This is a genomic window from Paraburkholderia sp. FT54 (genome assembly GCF_031585635.1).
Lineage (GTDB): Bacteria > Pseudomonadota > Gammaproteobacteria > Burkholderiales > Burkholderiaceae > Paraburkholderia.
This window is the reverse complement of record NZ_CP134196.1, coordinates 2,418,310-2,438,924: the sequence shown is the minus strand read 5'-3', so window position 1 is coordinate 2,438,924 and position 20,615 is coordinate 2,418,310. Positions and strand designations below refer to the sequence as shown.

17 protein-coding genes are annotated in these 20,615 nt (G+C 61.5%); 9 read left to right on the top strand and 8 right to left on the bottom strand.

Annotation, left to right across the window (positions count from 1 at the left end; translation table 11 throughout):
• Window positions 1-32 precede the first annotated feature (32 nt).
• The 6 genes from RI103_RS30540 to RI103_RS30515 all read right to left on the bottom strand — a co-directional run bounded on the left by RI103_RS30540 (window position 33) and on the right by RI103_RS30515 (window position 9,111).
• The gene (locus RI103_RS30540; protein ID WP_310816391.1) at window positions 33-1,706 is read right to left on the bottom strand and encodes an electron transfer flavoprotein-ubiquinone oxidoreductase; all 1,674 of its coding nucleotides are present in this window, start codon (window positions 1,704-1,706) and stop codon (window positions 33-35) included.
• Window positions 1,707-1,723: 17 nt separating this feature from the next.
• Complete coding sequence (locus RI103_RS30535) at window positions 1,724-3,526, bottom strand: acyl-CoA dehydrogenase (protein ID WP_310816390.1); 1,803 nt, start codon at window positions 3,524-3,526, stop codon at window positions 1,724-1,726.
• 248 nt (window positions 3,527-3,774) lie between these two features.
• Window positions 3,775-4,776 carry an AraC family transcriptional regulator gene (locus RI103_RS30530; RefSeq protein WP_310816389.1) on the bottom strand — a complete coding sequence of 334 codons (1,002 nt, stop codon included), beginning with the start codon at window positions 4,774-4,776 and terminating at the stop codon, window positions 3,775-3,777.
• A 605-nt stretch (window positions 4,777-5,381) separates the two neighbouring features.
• The gene (locus tag RI103_RS30525; protein WP_310816388.1) at window positions 5,382-7,112 is read right to left on the bottom strand and encodes a class I poly(R)-hydroxyalkanoic acid synthase; all 1,731 of its coding nucleotides are present in this window, start codon (window positions 7,110-7,112) and stop codon (window positions 5,382-5,384) included.
• A gap of 2 nt (window positions 7,113-7,114) precedes the next feature.
• Window positions 7,115-7,612 carry a MaoC family dehydratase gene (locus RI103_RS30520; RefSeq protein ID WP_310816386.1) on the bottom strand — a complete coding sequence of 166 codons (498 nt, stop codon included), beginning with the start codon at window positions 7,610-7,612 and terminating at the stop codon, window positions 7,115-7,117.
• 497 nt (window positions 7,613-8,109) lie between these two features.
• Window positions 8,110-9,111 carry an AraC family transcriptional regulator gene (locus RI103_RS30515; protein WP_310818612.1) on the bottom strand — a complete coding sequence of 334 codons (1,002 nt, stop codon included), beginning with the start codon at window positions 9,109-9,111 and terminating at the stop codon, window positions 8,110-8,112.
• A 216-nt stretch (window positions 9,112-9,327) separates the two neighbouring features.
• Between RI103_RS30515 and RI103_RS30510 the strand changes: the two genes are divergently transcribed.
• The 9 genes from RI103_RS30510 to RI103_RS30470 all read left to right on the top strand — a co-directional run bounded on the left by RI103_RS30510 (window position 9,328) and on the right by RI103_RS30470 (window position 18,180).
• Window positions 9,328-10,383, top strand: coding sequence for a 3-keto-5-aminohexanoate cleavage protein (locus tag RI103_RS30510; protein WP_310816384.1), 1,056 nt, complete (start codon window positions 9,328-9,330; stop codon window positions 10,381-10,383).
• 153 nt (window positions 10,384-10,536) lie between these two features.
• Entirely contained in the window at window positions 10,537-11,856 is a 1,320-nt protein-coding gene (locus RI103_RS30505; protein WP_310816383.1) for an MFS transporter, read from the top strand.
• Between the two features lie 108 nt (window positions 11,857-11,964).
• The gene (locus tag RI103_RS30500; RefSeq protein WP_310816381.1) at window positions 11,965-12,945 is read left to right on the top strand and encodes a quinone oxidoreductase; all 981 of its coding nucleotides are present in this window, start codon (window positions 11,965-11,967) and stop codon (window positions 12,943-12,945) included.
• A gap of 10 nt (window positions 12,946-12,955) precedes the next feature.
• Window positions 12,956-13,804 carry a TauD/TfdA family dioxygenase gene (locus RI103_RS30495; protein ID WP_310816379.1) on the top strand — a complete coding sequence of 283 codons (849 nt, stop codon included), beginning with the start codon at window positions 12,956-12,958 and terminating at the stop codon, window positions 13,802-13,804.
• An 18-nt stretch (window positions 13,805-13,822) separates the two neighbouring features.
• Window positions 13,823-14,383, top strand: a complete 561-nt coding sequence (locus RI103_RS30490) for an alpha/beta hydrolase (RefSeq protein WP_310816378.1) — start codon at window positions 13,823-13,825, stop codon at window positions 14,381-14,383.
• Between the two features lies 1 nt (window position 14,384).
• On the top strand, window positions 14,385-15,101 hold the full coding sequence (locus tag RI103_RS30485; protein WP_310816377.1) for a DsbA family oxidoreductase: 717 nt from the start codon (window positions 14,385-14,387) through the stop codon (window positions 15,099-15,101).
• The gene (locus RI103_RS30480) at window positions 15,101-15,445 is read left to right on the top strand and encodes a Rieske 2Fe-2S domain-containing protein (protein ID WP_310816376.1); all 345 of its coding nucleotides are present in this window, start codon (window positions 15,101-15,103) and stop codon (window positions 15,443-15,445) included. Before RI103_RS30485 ends, RI103_RS30480 begins: the two co-directional genes overlap by 1 nt.
• A 25-nt stretch (window positions 15,446-15,470) precedes the next feature.
• Window positions 15,471-17,099: a 3-(methylthio)propionyl-CoA ligase gene (locus RI103_RS30475; RefSeq protein ID WP_310816374.1), complete on the top strand. Its 1,629-nt coding sequence runs from the start codon at window positions 15,471-15,473 to the stop codon at window positions 17,097-17,099.
• 190 nt (window positions 17,100-17,289) lie between these two features.
• Window positions 17,290-18,180 (top strand): 2OG-Fe(II) oxygenase, encoded by an 891-nt coding sequence (locus tag RI103_RS30470; RefSeq protein WP_310816373.1) that lies wholly within the window; start codon window positions 17,290-17,292, stop codon window positions 18,178-18,180.
• Between the two features lie 73 nt (window positions 18,181-18,253).
• On the opposite strand, the gene RI103_RS30465 is transcribed toward RI103_RS30470, so the two are convergent.
• The gene (locus RI103_RS30465) at window positions 18,254-18,928 is read right to left on the bottom strand and encodes a hypothetical protein (protein ID WP_310816372.1); all 675 of its coding nucleotides are present in this window, start codon (window positions 18,926-18,928) and stop codon (window positions 18,254-18,256) included.
• Between the two features lie 92 nt (window positions 18,929-19,020).
• Window positions 19,021-20,487 carry a cytochrome c peroxidase gene (locus RI103_RS30460; RefSeq protein WP_310816371.1) on the bottom strand — a complete coding sequence of 489 codons (1,467 nt, stop codon included), beginning with the start codon at window positions 20,485-20,487 and terminating at the stop codon, window positions 19,021-19,023.
• Between the last annotated feature and the right edge of the window lie 128 nt (window positions 20,488-20,615).

Here is a 20,615-nt window from a genome sequence, read left to right as displayed (position 1 = left end):
CGGGCATCGTTTTCGATGCCCCGCGTATCGACTTACATGTTCGGATAGTTCGGGCCGCCGCCACCCTCAGGCGTCATCCACACGATGTTCTGTGTCGGGTCCTTGATATCGCAGGTCTTGCAGTGCACGCAGTTTTGCGCGTTGATCACGAGACGCTCGCTGCCGTCGTCGTTCTTCACAAACTCGTACACCGCCGCCGGGCAGTAACGCGATTCCGGACCCGCATACGTCTGCCAGTTCACGTTCACCGGCACCGATGGATCTTTCAGCGTCAGGTGGGCCGGCTGGTTTTCCTCGTGATTCGTGTTCGAGATGAACACTGAAGACAAACGGTCGAACGTCAGCTTGCCATCCGGCTTCGGATACGTGATCGGCTTGCACTGTGACGCGGGCTTGAGCATCTCGTGGTCCGAATGCTGGTGATGCAGCGTCCACGGCACATTGCCGCCCAGCAGCTTCTGCTCGATGCCGACCATCAGCGTGCCGAGGTACAGGCCTTTGCTCATCCACTGCTTGAAGTTGCGCGCGCGATGCAGTTCGGTGTGCAGCCACGAGGTCTTGAAGCTTTCCGGATAGGCGGTGAGCTCGTCGCTGGTGCGTCCTGCCTGTACGGCTTCAAAAGCGGCTTCGGCCGCCAGCATGCCGGTCTTGATCGCCGCGTGCGAACCCTTGATCCGCGATGCGTTCAGGAAGCCCGCGTCGTCGCCCACCAGCGCGCCGCCCGGAAACACCAGCTTCGGCAGCGACATCAGGCCGCCGGCCGTGATTGCACGCGCGCCATACGACACACGCTTGCCGCCTTCGAGCACCGCGCGGATCGCCGGATGCGTCTTGTAGCGCTGGAATTCCTCGAACGGCGACAGGTACGGGTTGGTATAGCCCAGACCCACCACGAAGCCCACCACCACCTGGTTGTTATCCATGTGATACAGGAACGAGCCGCCGTACGTGTCGTTCTCCAGCGGCCAGCCAGCGGTGTGCATCACCAGACCCGGCTTGTGCTTGCTCGGATCGATTTCCCACAGTTCCTTGATGCCGATCCCGTAGACCTGTGGATCGGCGCCTTCGCGCAACCGGAATTTATCGTTCAGCTGACGGCCGAGATGCCCACGCGCGCCTTCGCAGAACAGCGTGTATTTCGCGTGCAGTTCCATACCGAGCTGGAAGTTCTCGGTCGGCTCACCGTCCTTGCCAATGCCGAGATTGCCGGTGGCGACGCCTTTGACCGAGCCATCGTCGTTGTAGAGGATTTCAGCGGCCGGAAAGCCCGGGAAAATCTCGACACCCAGCGCCTCAGCCTGCTGACCCAGCCAGCGCGTGACGTTCGCGAGGCTGATCACATAGTTACCGTGATTCTTGAAATTGTCCGGTAACGCCCAGGTCGGCACGCTCCTCGAACCGGTTTCCGTGAGGAACAGGAAGCGGTCTTCCGTCACCTCAACGTCCAAAGGCGCGCCCTTTTCCTTCCAGTCGGGAATCAGCTCGTTCAGAGCGCGCGGATCCATCACCGCGCCCGAGAGGCTATGAGCCCCGATCTCCGAGCCTTTTTCCAGTACGCACACGCCAAGCTCGACGCCTTTCTTCGCCGCCAGCTGCTTCAGGCGGATCGCCGCGGACAGGCCAGCCGGGCCGCCGCCGACGATCACGACGTCGTATTCCATCGACTCGCGTGGGCCGTACTGCTCAATGAGACTTGCGTCTGTCACGATGCGATGCCTTTTCTTTAGAACTGGTCTTCACTCAGCGCCAACATGCCTTCGTTGTTCTTCGCGCTGACGATGGATGCCTCAAGCGCGACGGCCTGGGGCAGGATGTGATCGGCAAAGAAGTGAGCGGTCGCGATCTTCGAGTCGTAGAACGACTTATCCTCAGCCTGCTTCTCAGCAGCCACCAGCAGGGCGCGTGCGAATTGCCAGCCCACCAGGACGATGCCAGCCAGCTTCAGGTAGGGCACGCCGCCAGCAAACACCGCATTCGGATCGCTTTTTGCGTTGGCGAGGCTGAAATCCACTACGCTCGCGAGCGCTTGACGGCCCGTCGCGAGCCGCTTGTGCAGCGACCGGAACGCAGGGTTGGACGAGAACGACGCACAGTCTTTCAGTTCGTCCAGCGTTCGATCAATCTGGGCGAGGATTGCTTTCGCCACCGCGCCGCCGTCGCGCAAGGTTTTGCGCCCGATCAGATCGTTCGCCTGAATCGCCGTGGTGCCTTCGTAGATCGTCAGGATGCGGGCGTCGCGATAGTACTGTGCAGCGCCCGTCTCTTCGATGAAGCCCATGCCGCCGTGAACCTGCACGCCCAGGCTCGCTACTTCGATCGAGATTTCTGTGCTCCAGCCCTTCACAATTGGCACGAGATATTCGTAGATGGCCTGGTGTTCCGCCTGCACGGCTTCGTCCGCGTGGCGATGCGCGATGTCGCTATGCGTGGCTGCGACGTAAGCGAGCGCCCGGGCGCCCTCGGTTAGCGCGCGCATTGTCAACAGCATGCGGCGCACGTCCGGGTGCTGAATGATCGACACGGACTGCTTTGCGGAGCCATCCACCGGCCGGCTTTGCACGCGATCCTTCGCATACGCAACGGCCTTCTGATACGCGCGGTCAGCAACGGCGATACCCTGCACACCCACGCCAAAGCGGGCCGCATTCATCATGATGAACATGTATTCGAGGCCGCGATTCTCCTCGCCGATCAGTTGGCCAATTGCGCCACCATGATCGCCGAACTGCAGCACTGCGGTCGGGCTCGCCTTGATGCCGAGCTTGTGTTCGATCGACACGCAATGCACGTCATTGCGCTCGCCCAGCGAACCGTCTTCGTTGACGAGAAACTTCGGGACAGCAAAGAGGGAGATGCCCTTGACGCCCTCTGGTGCATCGGGTGTACGAGCCAGCACGAGATGGACGATGTTTTTCGCCATATCGTGTTCGCCCCACGTGATAAAGATCTTGGTGCCGAACACGCGATACGTTCCGTCGCCTTGGGGCTCGGCGCGTGTGCGTACCAACGCCAGATCCGAGCCGGCTTGCGGTTCGGTCAGATTCATCGTTCCGGTCCACTCGCCGGAGATCAGCTTCGGCACGTAGGCTTGCTTCTGCGCTTCAGTGCCGGCTGTCAGGAGCGCCTCGATCGCGCCGTCGGTCAAGAGCGGGCACAGGGCAAGCGACAGGTTGGCGGCGTTCAGCATCTCGATGCACGGTGTCGCCAGCAGTTTGGGCAAACCCTGGCCACCGTATTCGACGGGATGCACGACCCCTTGCCAGCCACCTTCGGCAAACTGGCGAAAGGCTTCCTTGAAGCCCGGCGTGGCGTAAACCTCACCGTCGCGCCAGGCGCTCGGATTTTTGTCGCCTTCGAAATTCAACGGCGCAATCACGTCCGCGCTGAACTTCGCCGCTTCGTCGAGCACCGCCTGCGCCGTGTCGGCGGTAGCGTCCTCGAAGCCCGGGAGCGTCGATACGCGATCGAGGTGGGCGAGTTCATTGATGACAAACAGCATGTCCTTGACGGGCGCCGTGTAGCTCATGATGGTTTTTCCAGAAATGCAATCGAAGAGGGGAGGCGGGCAGGGCCGACGAGATGGCCCTGCACGGTAACAGTGAAGCGATCGTAGTCCCGATTGGGTGCGAATCGACTATCTAAACCGGCCCATCTATTGACAAAATCGGCCACGACTCGCGAAGCAGGCGGATCGCCGATGCGCGTTTACCCCATTGCACGGCTCGGCGGAGCCGGTTGCTGTTCAGTGCTCCCGCCAGGCGGATAGGGGTGCGCTCAGGGTTGCCGGCGGTACTCGCCAGGCGTGCTTCCAGTCCAGTGCCGGAACGCCCGATGAAACGCAGTGGGGTCGTCGAAACCGACATCGCCCGCGATCGCGGCGATCGCGTCCTTGGTACCGGTGAGTCGCTGGATCGCGATATCGCGCCGCAACTCGTCCTTCAATGTCTGAAATGCGGTTTCCTCTGCGGCGAGGCGCCGGCACAGCGTGCGGACCGAGCAGTGAAAGCTCCGCGCGGCGTCTTCAACGGTCGGCACATCCGGTAATCGGGATGCGAGGTACTGTCGGATGCGGTGGCTCGTGAGCTGCTCGCTGAAGGAAACAAAAATCCAGTCCTCGGGAGCCCGTGCGAGAAATTTGCGCAAATTCGTCTTGCGCTGGCGGATGGGCATGTCGAAATACGCGGCACTGAAGCGCATCAGCGTCTGCTTGCAGTCGAAATGGACAGGTCCGGGGAACAGGTACAGATGATCCACCGTGTGCGGTGGACAGGAAAACGCGAACTCTACTTGCAGCAACGGAATCTTCTGACCGATCAGCCACGATGCCACGCCGTGTGCGAGCTTTAACATGAGCTGCTGCCCAAGCATGCTGACGGTTGAAGATGGATCAGGGTGAAGGGCAACGCACGCGATCAAGCCGTCCCTGCGCGATTCGAACCTGAAGTCATCGAGCACAATATGAAAGAACTGCCCAAACCGATGCATGGCAATTTCGAGGTTGGGCGCATCGAGCAGGCTCAGGCAGAGAAACTTCAGTGTGCCGCTGCGCATCGGACGGCCGAAGATGCCCGGCATTTCATCGTCGAACTCAATGGCGAGGGCACGGTATAAGGTCGAAAACTGTGCCTCCGTGACTCGCGCACCCGGTTCGGTCAGAAGCGCCGGTGAGATGCTGGCTTCGTCCAGGTATTTGCCGACCAGACCCGGCCGCGCACCCGCGGCGGCAAGGAAACCGTTCACGAGTGAGATTGGGACGGTGGCGCTGGGTGACTGCATGGGCGTTGACGAGGCTCGTTGATGTCGGTTCACCACGGCCGTCATTGTACGGCACCCCGTTCTGGACGGGGAACAGCGCCACCTGAATCTACAGGTCAAAGTCAGTGACACCCGCGAGTGCCGAGGGGGTATGCCAGTCCATCCAGTCGAAGTGTCTGGAACTTTCAGCCCAGGCCCAGGTTGCTTTTGGCATGCGCGTGGCCGGCGTGTCTGATTGTGCCGCGCTACTTTCGTGTTCGTTTTTTGCAACGGGGCGGAGACCGGTTGCATTCAAGTCCGACCTGATTTCGTCCGGCTCAAGATTATACGTGGGTGATTTGGAATCCATAGTAATTTGCAAGGTCAATGTTTGAATGGGTTAAATGGAGCGTTTGCGCCAGTGTTGCTGCCGTAAGCAGCGAAAGCAATATTCCCCGTGCCCGGGGAGGGGTTTCGAGGCATCGCGAAAGTCCACGGAATGGGTTCGATTCCGTGGGGAAGGTACGCACGCCCCGAAAGGAGATGACTGGTCGAATGTCTGGCGAATCGCGATCTGATAGGCGTGACAGCGTCGGCGCCGGCGAACGGGTCGTGTCCTGCCGGGGCCGCGCTGCCCAGAGCGAACACTATGCCGTGCGAACTTTCACATAGCGCCCGGGTGCCGGTTCGATCGGCTTATGGCGGGCGCTTCCCAACTTCGTGCGCGCCTTGATCGAATCTCCAGCGTACGGCTTCAGCCACTCGATCCAGTGAGTCCACCAGCTACCCGGCCGTGTTTCGGCTGACGCCAGCCATGCATCCGGATCGCCAGTCGAATCACCACTGACCCTGAAACTTCGCTTGTTCTTCGACGCAGGATTGACGACCCCAGCTATGTGGCCGCTCGCGCCGAGAACGAACTGCGCCGGGCCGCCAACCAGCTGCATGGATCGGTAAGCCGACCGCCACGGCACGATGTGATCTTCCTCGGTTGCCAGTACGTAGGTCGGAGTGTCGAGGCGTCCCAGGTCGACTGGCGTGCCGCATACCGTCAACCGCTCCGGTTTGCACAGGTTGTTCTCCAGATACATGTTACGCAAATACCAGGTGTACATAGGCCCCGGCAGATTCGTGCTGTCGGCGTTCCAGTACAGCAGGTCGAAAGCCGGCGGCGACTTGCCCTTCAAGTAGTTGTCGATGACGTAAGGCCAGATCAGATCGTTTGCTCGCAACGTCTGGAACGTGAACCCAAGTTCCTTGCCGGAGTAGATGCCGCCTCGGCCGATTGCACCCTCACGCTGGGCGATACCCGCTTCGTCAATGAAGACGCCCAGTTCACCTGGTTCTTCGAAATCCAGCATCGTGGTGAGCAACGTGAGGCTAGCCACTTTGTCGTCGCCGCGTGCCCGGGAGATCGCCGTGGCCGACGACAGAATGGTGCCGCCCACGCACCAGCCCACCGCGTTGACCTGATCGGCGCGGGTGATCGCCAGCGCAACGTCGATGGCCGTCAACGCTCCCTGTTCGACGTAGTCGTCCCATGTTGTATGCGCCATCGCGGCGTCCGGGTTGCGCCACGACACCATGAACACGGTCATCCCCTGTTCGCAGCCAAATCGCACAAAGGAATTTTCAGGCTGCAGATCGAGTATGTAATATTTGTTGATACAGGGCGGCACGATCACCAGCGGACGTTTGGCAACACTGTCGGTGAGCGGGGCATACTGGATCAACTGGAATAGATCGTTTTCAAACACGACCGCGCCCTGGGACGCCGCCACGTTGTGGCCGACCTCGTAAGCGGTCTCGTCCGTGATCGAGATGTTGCCGCGCTGCAGATCACCAAGCAGGTTCGCGAAGCCGTCACGCAAGCTGTCACCGCTGGACTCGAACGCGAGCTTGAGCGCCTCGGGATTGGTCGCGGCGAAATTGGCCGGACTTAGCAAGTCGATGAATTGCCGCGCGTAGAATTCGAGCTTCCGTTTGTCCTTTTCACCTAGGACAACCGCATCGACCATATCTTCGAGCAAGCGCGCATTGAGCAGGTAGTTCTGCTTGAGCAGGCTGTACCAGGCATTCTTGCGCCAGTCTTCGGCAATAAAGCGGCGATCACCGCGCTTCGGGGCAATCACGGGCTCGGTTTCCGCGCCCATTGTGCCGGCCAGCGCGCGGGTCCAGACCGATGTCACCTGTGGCCAGTACGTCGAGTGCGCCTCGAGCAGTGCCACAGGAGCGGCCAGTGCTTTCGGGGGCTCCGCTGTAGTGCGCATGTCGCCCTGAGGATTGTCATTCGCGTCGAGACCGGCCATGGCGCGCCAGAACTGCTGCCCGGACTTGACGAATCCCTGTACATATTCAGTGGGTACGTTGAATGGCATGATCACAGCGCCTCTATTGACTGACTCACAATTGCAGCCGGTTCGGCGCTGGCCGCGCGTTCAGCCAGGCGCCTCGCACGGGACGTGGCCATGACGATCGCTTCGCCGTCGATCACCACTTTTCCTCCAACCGTACAAACGGTCGACATCACGACGCGGCGCTTCTCCAGCTGTAGTTCTTTCACAGTGACCGTTGCATGCACCGTCTCGCCAGGCCGCACCGGTGCCTTGAAACGCAGGTTCTGTCCGAGGTACACGGTACCGGGGCCCGGGAGATGCCCGGCAAGTGCCGCGGAAATCACACCCGCGGTCAGCATCCCATGCGCAATACGTCCTTTGAACGAGGTGGTTCGCGCGAATTCCTCGTTGATGTGAACGGCGTTGTTGTCGCCCGATGCGGCCGCGAAGAACAGGATATCCGCCTCCGTAATGGTTTTCGCAAAGGTGGCGCTCATGCCGGGTTCAAGGTCTTCAATGTCGTAACCACCGATTTCGTTCATCTGTCTCTCAACTAGTTATTACTGAATAAATGGACTGCCCCTGTCTGTTTCCGAAGCGCTGCTGCCTCGCAGCGTCAGTTTCGCGGCGAGACTGCGGGGATGCGGCAAAGTGCAATTTTGCCGACGCGCAAGACACTCGGATTTTTGTCAGCCTTCGCAATTCAACGGTGTAATCACGAGAAAAGCGATCGGAGAGGGGACACGGGTTTGGGCAGAGCTAATGGCCCGGCGCGGTAACCGTTGAACCGATCGTAGTCCCGATTGGACGCGAAGCGACTATCTAAAGCGGCCCATCTATTGACAAAGTCGGCCACGACTTGCGAGGCAGATGGATTGCCGACGCGTGTTTACCCGATGCAGGGAACAGCGAATCCGAACGCCGTTCGACAGTCCCGCGACGCGTAGCCTCGCGCTCAGGGCTGCCGACCTGCCCGATGCCGCACGTCAGGGCGACCATTCCTGATTCGCCGCAGATGTCATCACGACCCCGTGCATTTTCACTTTCGGTGGCGACTGCGCCACTCACGGGGCGTCAGGCCAAAGCGCTTCTGGAACCAGACCGTAAACGCTCCCTGGTTGGTGTAGCCCAACAGGGCGGCGACCCGGCCGATCGGATAGCGCGGGTTGAGCAGGTAGCGCACAGCAAGATCACGCCGCACTTCTTCAACGATGACCGAGAAACTGGACCCGGCCGAATCAAGCTGGCGCTGCAGGGTGCGCACCGTCAGATTCAGTTGTTGCGCCACCAGTTCGATCGAAGCCTGACTGAGGGGCAATAGCAGGTAAATCGTCTTGCGCACATCCAGCGCAATTGAATCTGCCGCCGTATTGTTGAGCGGATTGGCGAGGCTTTCCGCATAGCGGACCAGCACGGGGTCTGCATTCGGATTCGGATAATCGAGGTCCGTTGCCGCACAAACGAATCCGTTGAAGTCGCTTTCAAATGTGACCGGGCAGCCGAAGAACCGGCGATGGAAGGTGAGGTCAGGCGGCGCCGCATGAGTGAAGTGCACACTGTGCGGTTTCCAGTGGGCACCGAGGAGCGCGCTGGAATGGCGGGACAGCACGCCGACGGCCAATTCGATCGCCTGGACCGTGCGGGTGCCGGGTTCGGCGACAATCTCTTCGCGGATCGTCACCGTGTCGCCGGTCGTTTCGACGTAAACACCCAGCGCTTCGTTGAGCAGATAGCGGTACTGGGCAGCAGCCAGCAGCACCTCACGGAGCGTGCGCTTGTGTGCGAGCAGAACGTTGATGACGCCACTGCCGAACTGCTGGCGGGTTTGCGCTATCTGCAGACCGAGTGTCAAACACGACGCTTTTGCCGCCGTCGCTTCGAGCAACCGGCAGGCGCCGTCAGCCGGGATCCGTTCATCCGGGTTCGCCAGCGCCACCGCGTCGAGACCGACCTCCTGCACAAGCTCATAGGGGTTGAGACCCAAGCCTCGCACCACGTCGAAATACCCGTGCAGTGTCGACGACCTCACCATGCCTGGCATTTGATCTCCTTGTTCCTCACGCGCGAAGTCCTTTAGCGCGGGATGGGCCGCGGGATTGGTGTTAACGCGCAGTGTCGTCAAATCATAAAACAATGTCACCAAAAACGAAATCCGTGTTTTCGGATTGCCGTATCTTTGCGTCACTGATCCATTTCCTGACGCGTCGACCTGTGCCTGACGCGGAAGTAAAGCATCCAACAATTTCCGGAGGAAACGATGCAATTTCTCGACGACTCGCTGCACCCTGAGAATCAGGACAAAGTAGTCATCACGACAGCGCCGTACGGCCCGGAATGGATGCCCGAGGATTTTCCTGAAGACATTCCGGTGACGATGGAAGAGCAGATCCAGAAGGCCGTCGACTGCTACAACGCCGGCGCGACTGTGCTGCACCTGCACGTGCGCGAGCTGGATGGCAAGGGCTCCAAGCGCCTGTCGAAGTTCAACGAACTGATCGCGGGTGTGCGCGCTGCTGTGCCCGACATGATCATTCAGGTCGGCGGCTCGATCTCGTTTGCACCGGAAGACGACGGCCAGGCCGCAAAGTGGCTGTCCGACGACACGCGTCACATGCTGGCCGATCTCGACCCGAAGCCCGATCAGGTGACGGTCGCGATCAACACCACGCAGATGAACATCATGGAGTTGCTCTATCCGGAATACCTGGAAGGCACGTCGCTGGCCAATCCTGCGCTCATGGCTGCCTATAGTGAAATGACGGTGCCCGCAGGGCCGGCCTGGGTCGAGGAACACCTGCGCCGCCTGCAGGCATCGGGCATCCAGCCGCACTTCCAGCTCACCGGTATCCATGCACTCGAAACGCTCGACCGCCTGGTGCGCAAGGGCGTCTACAAGGGGCCGCTGAACCTGACGTGGATCGGCATCGGCGGCGGCTTTGATGGTCCGAATCCGCACAACTTCTTCAACTTCGTCCACCGTGCGCCGGACGGCGGCACGGTCACGGCCGAGTCGTTGCTGAAGAACGTCCTGCCGTTCAACATGATGGCGATGGCCATGGGTTTGCATCCGCGCTGCGGCATCGAGGACACGATCATCGACCAGCACGGCAACCGCATGACATCCGTGCAGCAGATCGAGCAGTGCGTGCGCGTCGCGCGTGAACTCGGGCGCGAGATCGCCACCGGTAAGGAAGCGCGCGAGATCTACAAGATTGGCGTGCAGTATGAGACGGTCGACGAGACACTCGCGGCCAACGGCATGGCACCGAACCGGAAGGCAGGCGTTAAGAACCTGCCGCTGCGCGCGGCGTAACAAGGCAGTGCTCGCCGTCGGTATGACATCTCGTGCTGATGGCGGTTGAAGAAGGAGGCCCCCCGGCGACCCTGGGGGAGCGACACAAAAATCGGCCCCTTTTGTCCGTCACGGGAAAAGGGCGCTGGACGCGCAAGGCGCGGAGGAGACGAAATGCTTTTACAGCATGCTGAGCCCACGACGGGCGATGTTTCGGCAACACAATCGGACATACCCGTCTACGCATGGGTAGTCTGCGCGCTCACGATCGGTCTGCTGCTTTCCGACTATATGTCGCGTCAGGTTCTCAATGCGGTCTTTCCGTTTATCAAGTCGGCGTGGAACCTCTCTGACACGAAGCTCGGCTCGCTCAGCAGCGTGGTGGCACTGATGGTTGGCGTGCTGACCTTTCCGCTGTCGGTTCTCGCCGATCGCTGGGGCCGTGTAAAGAGCATCGCACTGATGGCGGCGCTGTGGAGTCTCGCGACACTCGGCTGTGCGATCTCGACCAGTTATGGCGAGATGTTGCTCGCGCGTGCGTGCGTCGGTATTGGCGAGGCGGCCTACGGAAGTGTGGGCATCGCGCTCGTCCTGAGTATTTTTCCGCCGCGTCTGCGCGCCACCCTCACCGCCACTTTCATGGCAGGCGGCGCATTTGGCTCCGTGATGGGCATGGCGCTCGGCGGCGCCGTCGCGTCCAGCCTTGGATGGCGCTGGTCGTTCGGCGCAATGGCTTGCGTCGGTATCGCGCTTGTTGTGATTTACCGTTGTGTTGTCACGGAGAAAAGGCTGGCTTCGCTGCAACCGGCGATCGCCGGGCAGAAGGGTAACTTTGGCGTGCGCATGAGCTTTCGCGCGCTGATGAAGGGGCTGTTTTCCACGAAGTCCGTGGTTTGCGCCTATGTGGGCAGCGGTATGCATCTGCTCGTTCCGGCGGCCGTATGGTCCTGGATGCCGAGCTTCCTGAATCGCTATTACGGCATGGCACCGGGTAAGGCGGCCGTACATGGCGCGGTATTCGTGCTCGTGACCGGCGTTGGCATGATCGCGTGCGGAAGCCTCGCCGACCGTCTCAACCGCAAGGGTGTACAAAGAAAGTGGATGACCGCGATTGTGTATTGCCTGTTGTGCTGCGTCCTGCTCGGCATCGCGTTCCACCTGCCGGCCGGCCGGCTGCAGCTCGTCCTGATCGGTTGCGGCATGTTCTTCTGTGCTGGTGCGACGGGGCCTTCGGGTGCGATGGTGGCGAACCTTACCCCGCCGTCGATCCACGCATCGGCATTCGCCACCCTGACACTGGCCAACAACCTGCTGGGACTGGCGCCCGCGGCCATCCTTACGGGCGTCGTCGCTGACCGGATCGGTCTGCTGGGCGCCTTGCAACTGGTCCCATTCGCATCGTTGCTCGCGGCGGTCGCGTTTGCCATCGGCCGTTGCAGCTACAAACGCGACCTTGACCTCGTGAATGCACTGCGTGAGAAGGCCTCGTTTTGAACGGCACCTGAACATCGTGCGGTAATCGACGCCTGCGCCGGTACGTGACAGTCCTCCGGCAGGTGCATCCTCTTTCTGTAAATCAAGAAACAAACTGGAGAACGAATCATGGCGAAAGCAATCCGCTTTCATGAAACCGGCGGCCCTGAGGTCTTGCGTTACGAAGACGTCGAAGTCGGCGATCCGGGCCCGGGCCAGGTTCGCCTGCGCCATGAGGCCGTCGGTCTGAATTTCGCCGACACCTACTTCCGTTCCGGGCTATATCCGGTTCCGCTGCCTGCCGGCATGGGTGTAGAGGCTGCGGGCGTGGTCGAAGCAGTGGGCGAGGGCGTGACGAACGTCGCGGCAGGTGATCGTGTCACCTACACGGGCTTTATCAACACGCTTGGCGCCTACAGCACGGAGCGCCTGTGTCCGGCGGCACCGCTGATCAAGCTGCCTGAAGGCATTGCCTGCGAGACGGCCGCGGCCATGACGATGCGCGGCCTGACCTCGTCGTATCTGATGCGGCGCATTTATGATTTCAAACCCGGCAATACGATTCTGCTTCATGCGGCGGCGGGCGGCGTCGGGCTGATCGTCTCGCAGTGGGCCAGGCTGCTGGGGCTCACGGTGATCGGCACCGTGTCGAGCGACGCGAAAGCGGAAGTCGCCCGCGCGCACGGCTGCGAACACACCATCAACTACAGCCATGAAGACGTCGCCGCGCGCGTACGCGAGCTGACCGATGGCGTCGGGGTGAATGTGGTGTTCGACAGTGTCGGCAAGGATACCTTTGAAGCGACGCTGAATTCGGTCAAGCGCCGCGGCCTTATTGTTTGCGTTGGCACGGCATCGGGGCCCATTCCGGCATTCAATCCGCAGATCCTGGCAATGAAAGGATCGCCGTATCTGACCCGTCCCGCGCTCGCCGACTATATCGCCGACCCTGCTGAAAAAGCGGACCTGGCCGGGGAAATCTTCGGCCACGTTGCGGCTGGCCGCATCAGGATCGAGATCAATCAGCGCTATGCGCTCGAGGACGCCGCACAAGCGCACCGTGATGTCGAATCGCGCAAGACAACCGGTTCATCGGTCTTCGTCATTTAAGGAGGACGCCATGCTTGTCGAACAACTGAACAACGCCATTGGCGCCGAACTGGTGGGCGTCAAGCTCGCCGACGCGATCCACGACGATGGCCTCTTTGCCGAGATCCGCGCGAACCTGCTCAAGCACCGTGTGCTGTTCCTGCGCGATCAGGACATTAGCCGTGCTGAGCATGTCGCTTTCGCGCGCCGCTTCGGCGAGCTGGAAGACCACCCGGTCGCGGGCAGCGATCCTGAGCATCCGGGCCTTGTACGAATCTACAAGTCGCCGGACCAGCCCAACGACCGCTACGAAAACGCGTGGCACTCGGACGCGACGTGGCGCGAAGCCCCGCAGTTCGGCGCCGTGCTCCGATGCGTGGAATGCCCACCCGTCGGCGGCGATACGATGTGGGCGAACATGGTGCTCGCGTATGAGAACCTGCCCGCGCACGTGAAGGAACAGATCGCCGACCTGCGCGCACGCCACAGTATCGAGGCGAGCTTCGGTGCGGTGATGCCGATCGAGAAGCGGCACGCCTTGAAAGCCCTGTATCCCGATGCGGAACATCCGGTCGTGCGCACGCACCCCGAGACGAGCGAGAAACTGCTGTTCGTCAATGCGTTCACCACGCACTTCACGAACTACCACACGCCGTCGCGCGTGCGCTTCGGCCAGGACGCCAATCCGGGCGGGCCCGACCTGCTGCGTTATCTCATCAGCCAGGCGTACATCCCGGAGTACCAGGTGCGCTGGCGCTGGAAGCCGAACAGCGTCGCGATATGGGACAACCGCAGCACGCAGCACTACGCGGTGATGGATTACGCGCCGTGCCATCGCAAGATGGAGCGAGCCGGAATCATTGGCGACAAGCCGTACTAACCTGAAGGACTTAGCGTCGTGACGCTCAATACCGCACCTACCGTACTTATCGTGCCCGGTCTGCGCGACCATGTGGCCGAGCACTGGCAGACATTGCTGCAGGCTCGCCTTGCCAAAACAGCCTCGGTCCCGCCGCTCGAGCACGACAAGCTCAGCTGCGCGGCGCGCGTGGCGGCGCTGGACCAGGCCATCGAGAAGATCGATGGCCCGATCGTGCTGGTCGCTCACAGCGCCGGCGTCATGATTACCGTGCACTGGGCGCGGCACCATAACCGCGCGATCCAGGGCGCGCTGCTGGCCACGCCGGCGGACCTTGAAGTTCCCATGCCCGCCGGTTATCCAGCGCTGGACGTGCTCGAAGAGCACGGGTGGCTGCCGTTGCCGCGCGAACCGCTGCCGTTCCCGAGTATTCTCTGCGCCAGCCGCAACGATCCGCTTGCAGGTTTCGATCGCGCTGCCGGCATGGCGGCGGACTGGGGCAGCCGTCTCGTCGACCTCGGCGAAGTTGGGCACCTGAACCCCGCGGCCGGTTATGGCGAGTGGCCGCAGGCAGACACCCTGATCCGTGAGCTTCTCTGACATGGACGGTGCAACGAAGACGGAGCAGGGCACGGCAGTGAGCAACAACACGTGGGTGACGGTCGATGTCCACTTCGATTTTGTCTGTCCGTGGTGCCTGATTGGCAAGCGTAATCTCGATGCGGCCGTCAGTCGCCTCGCAGGCTTGCGTCCCGACGTCAGCGTCAAGGTGCGGTGGCACTCGCATCAGCTGCTGCCCGATACGCCCGTCGGCGGGGTGCCTTATCAGGCGTTCTATGTGGCCCGTCTGGGGAGTCCGGGCGCAGTCGCTACGCGGCGCGCACAGGTTCAGGAGGCCGCTCACGCGGCCGGCATCGAACTGGCGTTCGACAGGATCGAGGTGATGCCCAACACACGGGCAGCGCACAAACTCGTTGCCTGGGCCACCGCCGCAAACACAGGCGCGGCATGTAAGGGCGCGTTGCTGATCGACCGGCTGTTCACCGGCTATTTCATGGGCGGCGAAGATATCGGCAACCCGGACGTGCTCGAGCGGATGGGTCTCGCGTGCGGCCTCGACGCCGCAAGCCTCGCTGACCATCTCAGGACGTCACGGCGAGAAGACAACATCGCGTTGCCGCGTTCACCGCAAGCTGCAGAAGTGAGGGGTGTGCCGCATTTTGTGGTTAATTCGGCACTGTCGCTGTCCGGGGCGTACTCGCCCGGCGCGATCGTGGATGCCATGCTGCGTTCGATTGATGATCAGGAAAACAGATAATGTCACGCCAGATACCGGTCGGATCGGCCGATGAACTCGCGCCAGGACAGCGCAAGCTGGTCTTCGTTGACGGCCGCAGTGTGGTGCTCTTCAACATCGACGGTGAGCTCTGCGCCGTCGAAAACTCCTGTCCGCACAATGGGGCATCGCTTGCAGGTGGGCAGATCGAAGGGCGCCTGCTTCGCTGCCCCGCGCACGGCCTTCGTTTTGACGTCTCGACCGGTTGCATGCCGGGAAAAGGCGGTTTGAGTCTTGCGACTTATCCCATCCAGAACGTCGCCGGCAGGCTCGAACTCACGGTCGACGACACCCCGGCAGGCCCGCGTCACGCGCTGCCAGGCTGAATCTGGACAAATCAGGAAGATAGTCATGAATGGATTGATGATGCAGCAGCCGCTGCTGGTCGCGTCGCTCCTCACCCACGCCGAACGGCATCATGGCGGGCAGGAAATCGTGTCGCGCCGGGTTGAAGGCGACATTCACCGATATTGTTATCGCGATCTTGCGCAACGCGCCAGAAAGCTGGCCAACGCGCTTGCCGGGCTGGGGATCGGTCAGGGTGAGCGAGTGGGTACGCTGGCATGGAACGGCTACCGCCACATGGAGTTGTACTTTGCGGTATCGGGTTCCGGTGCGGTACTCCACACGCTCAACCCGCGGCTGCACGTCGATCAGCTCGCCTACATTATCGATCACGCCGACGATCAGGTCATCTTCTTCGACTTGACCTTCCTCCCGCTGATCGAGTCTGTCGCGTCACGTATCAAGAGCCCGAAGGTATTCGTCGCGATGACCGATCGGGCAAACATGCCGGCCACGCATGATCTGCCAATCATGCTGTTGTGCTACGAAGACCTCATCGATGGTCACGGTGATGACTTTGCGTGGCCTCTCCTTGACGAGAACCATGCATCATCGTTGTGCTATACGTCAGGCACCACCGGCAATCCGAAAGGGGTGCTTTACAGCCATCGTTCCACGCTTCTGCACACCTACGCAGCGGCATTGCCCGACTCACTGAACTGCTCGGCACGTGACGTGATCCTGCCGGTTGTCCCCATGTTCCATGTGAACGCGTGGGGTCTACCCTATATCGCATGCATGGTCGGCGCCAAACTCGTGTTCCCAGGCTCCGCGCTCGACGGTAAATCGCTCTATGAGTTGATCGAGGCAGAGCAGGTCACGCTTTCCGCCGGTGTCCCGACCGTCTGGCAGGGACTGCTTCGACATGTGGCCGAGCGTGGCTCGACGTTTACTTCCATGCGCCGCACGATCGTCGGTGGGGCGCCGTGCCCGACGGCCATGACCATGGAATTCCAGGAGCGTTACCACGTCGATGTCCTGCATGCATGGGGGATGACGGAACTGAGCCCGGTAGGCACGGTTTGCAGTTTCAAGGGACACCAGCTGTCGTTGCCGACGCAGCAGCGCTACGCCGTCCAGGCCAAGCAGGGCCGCGCCGTGTTCGGTATCGACATGCGAATCGTGGGTCCGGACGGCGAGGCGTTGTCATGGGACGGACAGGTGACCGGCGACCTGCAGGTGCGCGGGCCATGGGTGGTGTCCGGATATTTCGGCAGCGATGATGCGTCGCCGCTATGCGACGGCTGGTTTCCGACCGGTGACGTGGCGAAGATCGATTCCGACGGCTTCATGCAGATCACCGACCGCAGCAAGGACGTCATCAAGTCCGGTGGCGAATGGATCAGCTCGATCGACATCGAGAACGTGGCGAGCCTGCACCCAGGGGTTGCGAACGCAGTGTGCATCGCCGCAAGGCATCCGAAATGGGACGAGCGCCCGTTACTGGTGATCGTGAAAAAACCGCAGAGCGCGCTTGGAAGCGATGAACTGCTCGAGTTCTTTGACGGCCAGGTGGCGAAGTGGTGGAAGCCTGATGCAGTGGTATTTGTAGACTCCGTTCCGCTCGGGGCAACCGGCAAGGTGCTCAAGAACCGGTTAAGGGACCAGTTCAGGGATTACTACCTGACGGCCTGACGGAGGGCCATGACCACCTGGAACGAACGATGGGCAACAGCCGTATTTCTGTGAGCTGATTTTTGCCAGTGATCAATCAAGCTTGTGTCGATCATGGCCCCGAGACTCTTGATGGACCGGTATCATGGCGGCTGCGTTCAGCTTCGTCGGTACTTCAATATTCTCTCTCCAGCCATAGCTCGACACTCCGATGTCCATAACCATTAGCTTTCCCGCCGAAGTGCGCGATTGGATCGCTCAGAACCTCACACGCGGCGTGACCCCACAGGCAATAGTGCGCGAGTTGGTCGATCGAAACAACGCGGCGGAGCTCGCGTCGGCAATGGTCGATGCGGTCGCTTCGTCTTTTTTGTATGGCACACCGTTGCCAGGCGAGATGCTTGAAATTGGCGCCCCGCCCGTCAGTTACGAATCGGAGCCGCTGCGCGTGCCGGGCGGGCCGCTGATCCGGCTCGGCGATCGCAAGACGCGTGTGATTTCACGTATGCAGCGACCCGCTGCGGTATTGCTCGCCGATTTTCTGAGTGCGAACGAATGCGAGCAACTGATCGCGCTCGCGCGGCCGCGTTTGAACCGTTCGACCGTGGTCGATCCGGTAACCGGCCGCAATGTCGTGGCCGGCCACCGCAGCAGCGAAGGGATGTTTTTTCGTCTGGGCGAGACGCCGCTGATCGCGCGCCTCGAAGCGCGGATCGCCGAGCTCACCGGCCTGCCGACCGAGAACGGCGAGGGCCTGCAACTCCTGCATTACGAAGCGGGCGCCGAATCGACGCCGCACGTCGATTATCTGATCCCGGGCAACCCCGCGAATCAGGAGTCGATCACGCGTAGCGGGCAACGCGTGGGCACGCTGCTGATGTATCTGAACGATGTACAAGGCGGCGGTGAAACCGTGTTCCCGCAGCTTGGATGGTCGGTCGTGCCGCAGCGTGGCCAGGCGCTCTATTTCGAATACGGCAACCGTTTCGGGCTCTCCGATCCGAGCTCCCTGCATGCAAGCACGCCCTTGCGGGCAGGCGAGAAGTGGGTGGCCACCAAATGGATCCGCACTCGCCGTTTCGTGCCGCGTGATCAGGCGTAGCCTGGCATAGCCCGGCATAACCTGGCGGCACGACTTGCGGGGGCGGCTAAACGCACGCCCCGCGCACTGCGTTTCAGCGCACGAAGACTTCGTCGGCGACCCAGCCGTTCGACGTCAGATGCACACCTTCGCGCAACTGCATCGTGCCCTCGCCCTCGATCACGCGCTTGATCATCGGGAACACGCGCTGTGCATCGGCATCCTTGGCCCACGGCGCCGGATCGATCTTGTAGGTATAGATCACCGAGGTGGCGGTCTTACCGTCCACCTGCGTCGGCTTTTCCCAACCCACCACCTTGTCGAGCGTGAGCGTGGCTGCACAGAAATCAGCCGGGTGCGTGACGCGCGAGGTGGCGGTCGCGACGACTTCCGGAATGTGCAGATAGTACTTTTGCCCTTCGGCCGTCAACTGATACTGGCGAGCGTTCGCCGTGATCTTCTGGCCGTTGGCGGGGTCCGTGCGTTCGACCACCATGTCCTTGCCCGTCACGATACCGAGTTTCTCGAGCACCGGCAGCTGGATCGAGTCGCTGGTACGCGAGGCGAAGTCGTCCGTCGTCACGTAGATCGGCCAGTCGTATTTGGCGAGGCACAGGTGGCCGCGCTTGGCGAGAAAGTCGTTGATGGTAGCCGTGAAATTCTCGCGGCTGACGTCTTGGCTCTTGTCATGGCAGCCAGCGAACAGAGCCAGGGCACTCAGGGCAAGTGCGCCGCAAGCAAAGCGGGCGGCGGTGGAACGTCGCGTCATGGTTTTAGTTGCTCTGGTTAGATTGCTAAGGTACGGATAAAACAGTACGCGGCCTGCCCGAAAGGGCAGGCCGCGTGCGAGGATCATCAGGATCAGTTCACACAGGAGCCGCTGGTGGGCGGCGTGGCGGGCGGTTGATAGCCGTCCGTGAGCGTGTTCAGGAAGCAGACCAGGTCACTGATGTCCTGCTGGGTCAGCTGCGGCGTCGAATGAACTGGACGCGGCTTCGCACCGTCGGCCGCCGTCGTGCCACCTGCATCAGTCTGGCCTTGCCCCATCGGCAGTTCTTCGTCGATATTGCCCTGGTAGGCCGCGGGCAGATCGTTGAAGGATTGGGCCGTCGCACCCGACGCAACCGTCGGGAACAGCGCGTAGGACGGATTCTGCACCGGGTGGCTGGCGTCGCCGCCGGTGCTCGGATACCAGTATTCAGGGTTGGTGTCGCGCGTGTTGTAGAAATTGATCACCTGCACGAGCGAGTGGAACACGCCGTTATGGAAGAACACGGACCGCGTCGCGACGTTGCGCAGCGTCGGCACCTTGAAGCGGCCGCAATACGGATCGGGGACATTGACGCCGGTGAACGAATCCGGCCCTGCGCCGCTCGTCGTGGAGCCCGGAATGTGGAGCGTCGCATACGGTCCGCACAGACCCATGTCGATGAACGACGCGTTCGCGTTGGCCGGAATCGGATCGGTGTTGTTCGGGATCGACGCGTCGTTGCGCGGTGCGCCGATCGCCTGGTACGTGAAGTCGGTCATCAAGCCGACCGAGCCCTGGAAGTTGGCGCCCACGTAGTGGCAGGCCGCGCAGCCGGCGCCGTTCGTGGTGTCGTTGAATAGTTGGAGACCGCGCGTCTCGGCGGCCGTCAGCGTGCCGCCGATCTTGTTGCCGATATACAGGTCGAACTTGCTCGAGTACGTCTGGAACGACGGGTCCTCAGTCTGGAACTGCTGCAACGCGTCGCCGATATCGCTGAACGCGGTCGTGGTATTGGTGAACACGCCCTGGCCATACACCTGCTGGAACCGCGCGGCGTACGGCCCGCTCTGCACGGCCTTCACGACGGCGTCCGGCGAGCTGTTGTTCATCTCGATCGGATTCAGCAGCGGAAACGCCGGCTGTGTGGCGAGCGTCGTGGCGCGACCATCCAGCATGAAGCCGCCGCCAGGCGCGTTCTGCGTGACGCCGTCCGGGTTCGCCGCGTTGTCGTCGTACGGCGGCGTCATCGCCTTGTAGCGCAGCGACGGCACCGCACGCACGCCCGACTGCGACGGATCGGAGCCGAGCTGCACCGACAGGCTGTTCGGCGGCCCGTACGCGTAGGCCGGATCATGACAACTCGCGCACGACATGTTCTTGTTGCCCGACAGGGTCTTGTCGAAGAAGATCGTTTGGCCGAGCTGCCCCTTCTCGCTGAGCGTCGAGGCTGCTGGCGCTGCCGGCGCCGATGCGCCCGATGATGGATTTGACGCGTCGCTGCTGGGCGAGCTGCTGCCGCCACAGGCGGCCAGCATCACGGAAACGGAGCAGATTAGAGCAAGAGAGAGCGTACGCATGGGTGATATTGTTTTCGCCGGGAAGTCAGTTTCCGGGCAACCCCGCAGTCGCGTGAGGCGAGGCGGCCGGGAAAATGTGCGAGATGTTCAACAAAAGTGCCGGGTAACGCGCAAGGCATACCCGGCAT

Bases quoted from the DNA above. Each gene is read 5' to 3' on its own strand.
- RI103_RS30470 (WP_310816373.1), top strand. From the start codon at position 17,290: ATGTCCATAACCATTAGCTTTCCCGCCGAAGTGCGCGATTGGATCGCT.
- RI103_RS30520 (WP_310816386.1), bottom strand. From the start codon at position 7,612: ATGAACGAAATCGGTGGTTACGACATTGAAGACCTTGAACCCGGCATG.
- RI103_RS30505 (WP_310816383.1), top strand. From the start codon at position 10,537: ATGCTTTTACAGCATGCTGAGCCCACGACGGGCGATGTTTCGGCAACA.
- RI103_RS30535 (WP_310816390.1), bottom strand. From the start codon at position 3,526: ATGAGCTACACGGCGCCCGTCAAGGACATGCTGTTTGTCATCAATGAA.
- RI103_RS30510 (WP_310816384.1), top strand. From the start codon at position 9,328: ATGCAATTTCTCGACGACTCGCTGCACCCTGAGAATCAGGACAAAGTA.
- RI103_RS30460 (WP_310816371.1), bottom strand. From the start codon at position 20,487: ATGCGTACGCTCTCTCTTGCTCTAATCTGCTCCGTTTCCGTGATGCTG.
- RI103_RS30485 (WP_310816377.1), top strand. From the start codon at position 14,385: ATGGACGGTGCAACGAAGACGGAGCAGGGCACGGCAGTGAGCAACAAC.
- RI103_RS30530 (WP_310816389.1), bottom strand. From the start codon at position 4,776: ATGCAGTCACCCAGCGCCACCGTCCCAATCTCACTCGTGAACGGTTTC.
- RI103_RS30515 (WP_310818612.1), bottom strand. From the start codon at position 9,111: ATGCCAGGCATGGTGAGGTCGTCGACACTGCACGGGTATTTCGACGTG.
- RI103_RS30495 (WP_310816379.1), top strand. From the start codon at position 12,956: ATGCTTGTCGAACAACTGAACAACGCCATTGGCGCCGAACTGGTGGGC.
- RI103_RS30480 (WP_310816376.1), top strand. From the start codon at position 15,101: ATGTCACGCCAGATACCGGTCGGATCGGCCGATGAACTCGCGCCAGGA.
- RI103_RS30475 (WP_310816374.1), top strand. From the start codon at position 15,471: ATGAATGGATTGATGATGCAGCAGCCGCTGCTGGTCGCGTCGCTCCTC.
- RI103_RS30525 (WP_310816388.1), bottom strand. From the start codon at position 7,112: ATGCCATTCAACGTACCCACTGAATATGTACAGGGATTCGTCAAGTCC.
- RI103_RS30465 (WP_310816372.1), bottom strand. From the start codon at position 18,928: ATGACGCGACGTTCCACCGCCGCCCGCTTTGCTTGCGGCGCACTTGCC.
- RI103_RS30500 (WP_310816381.1), top strand. From the start codon at position 11,965: ATGGCGAAAGCAATCCGCTTTCATGAAACCGGCGGCCCTGAGGTCTTG.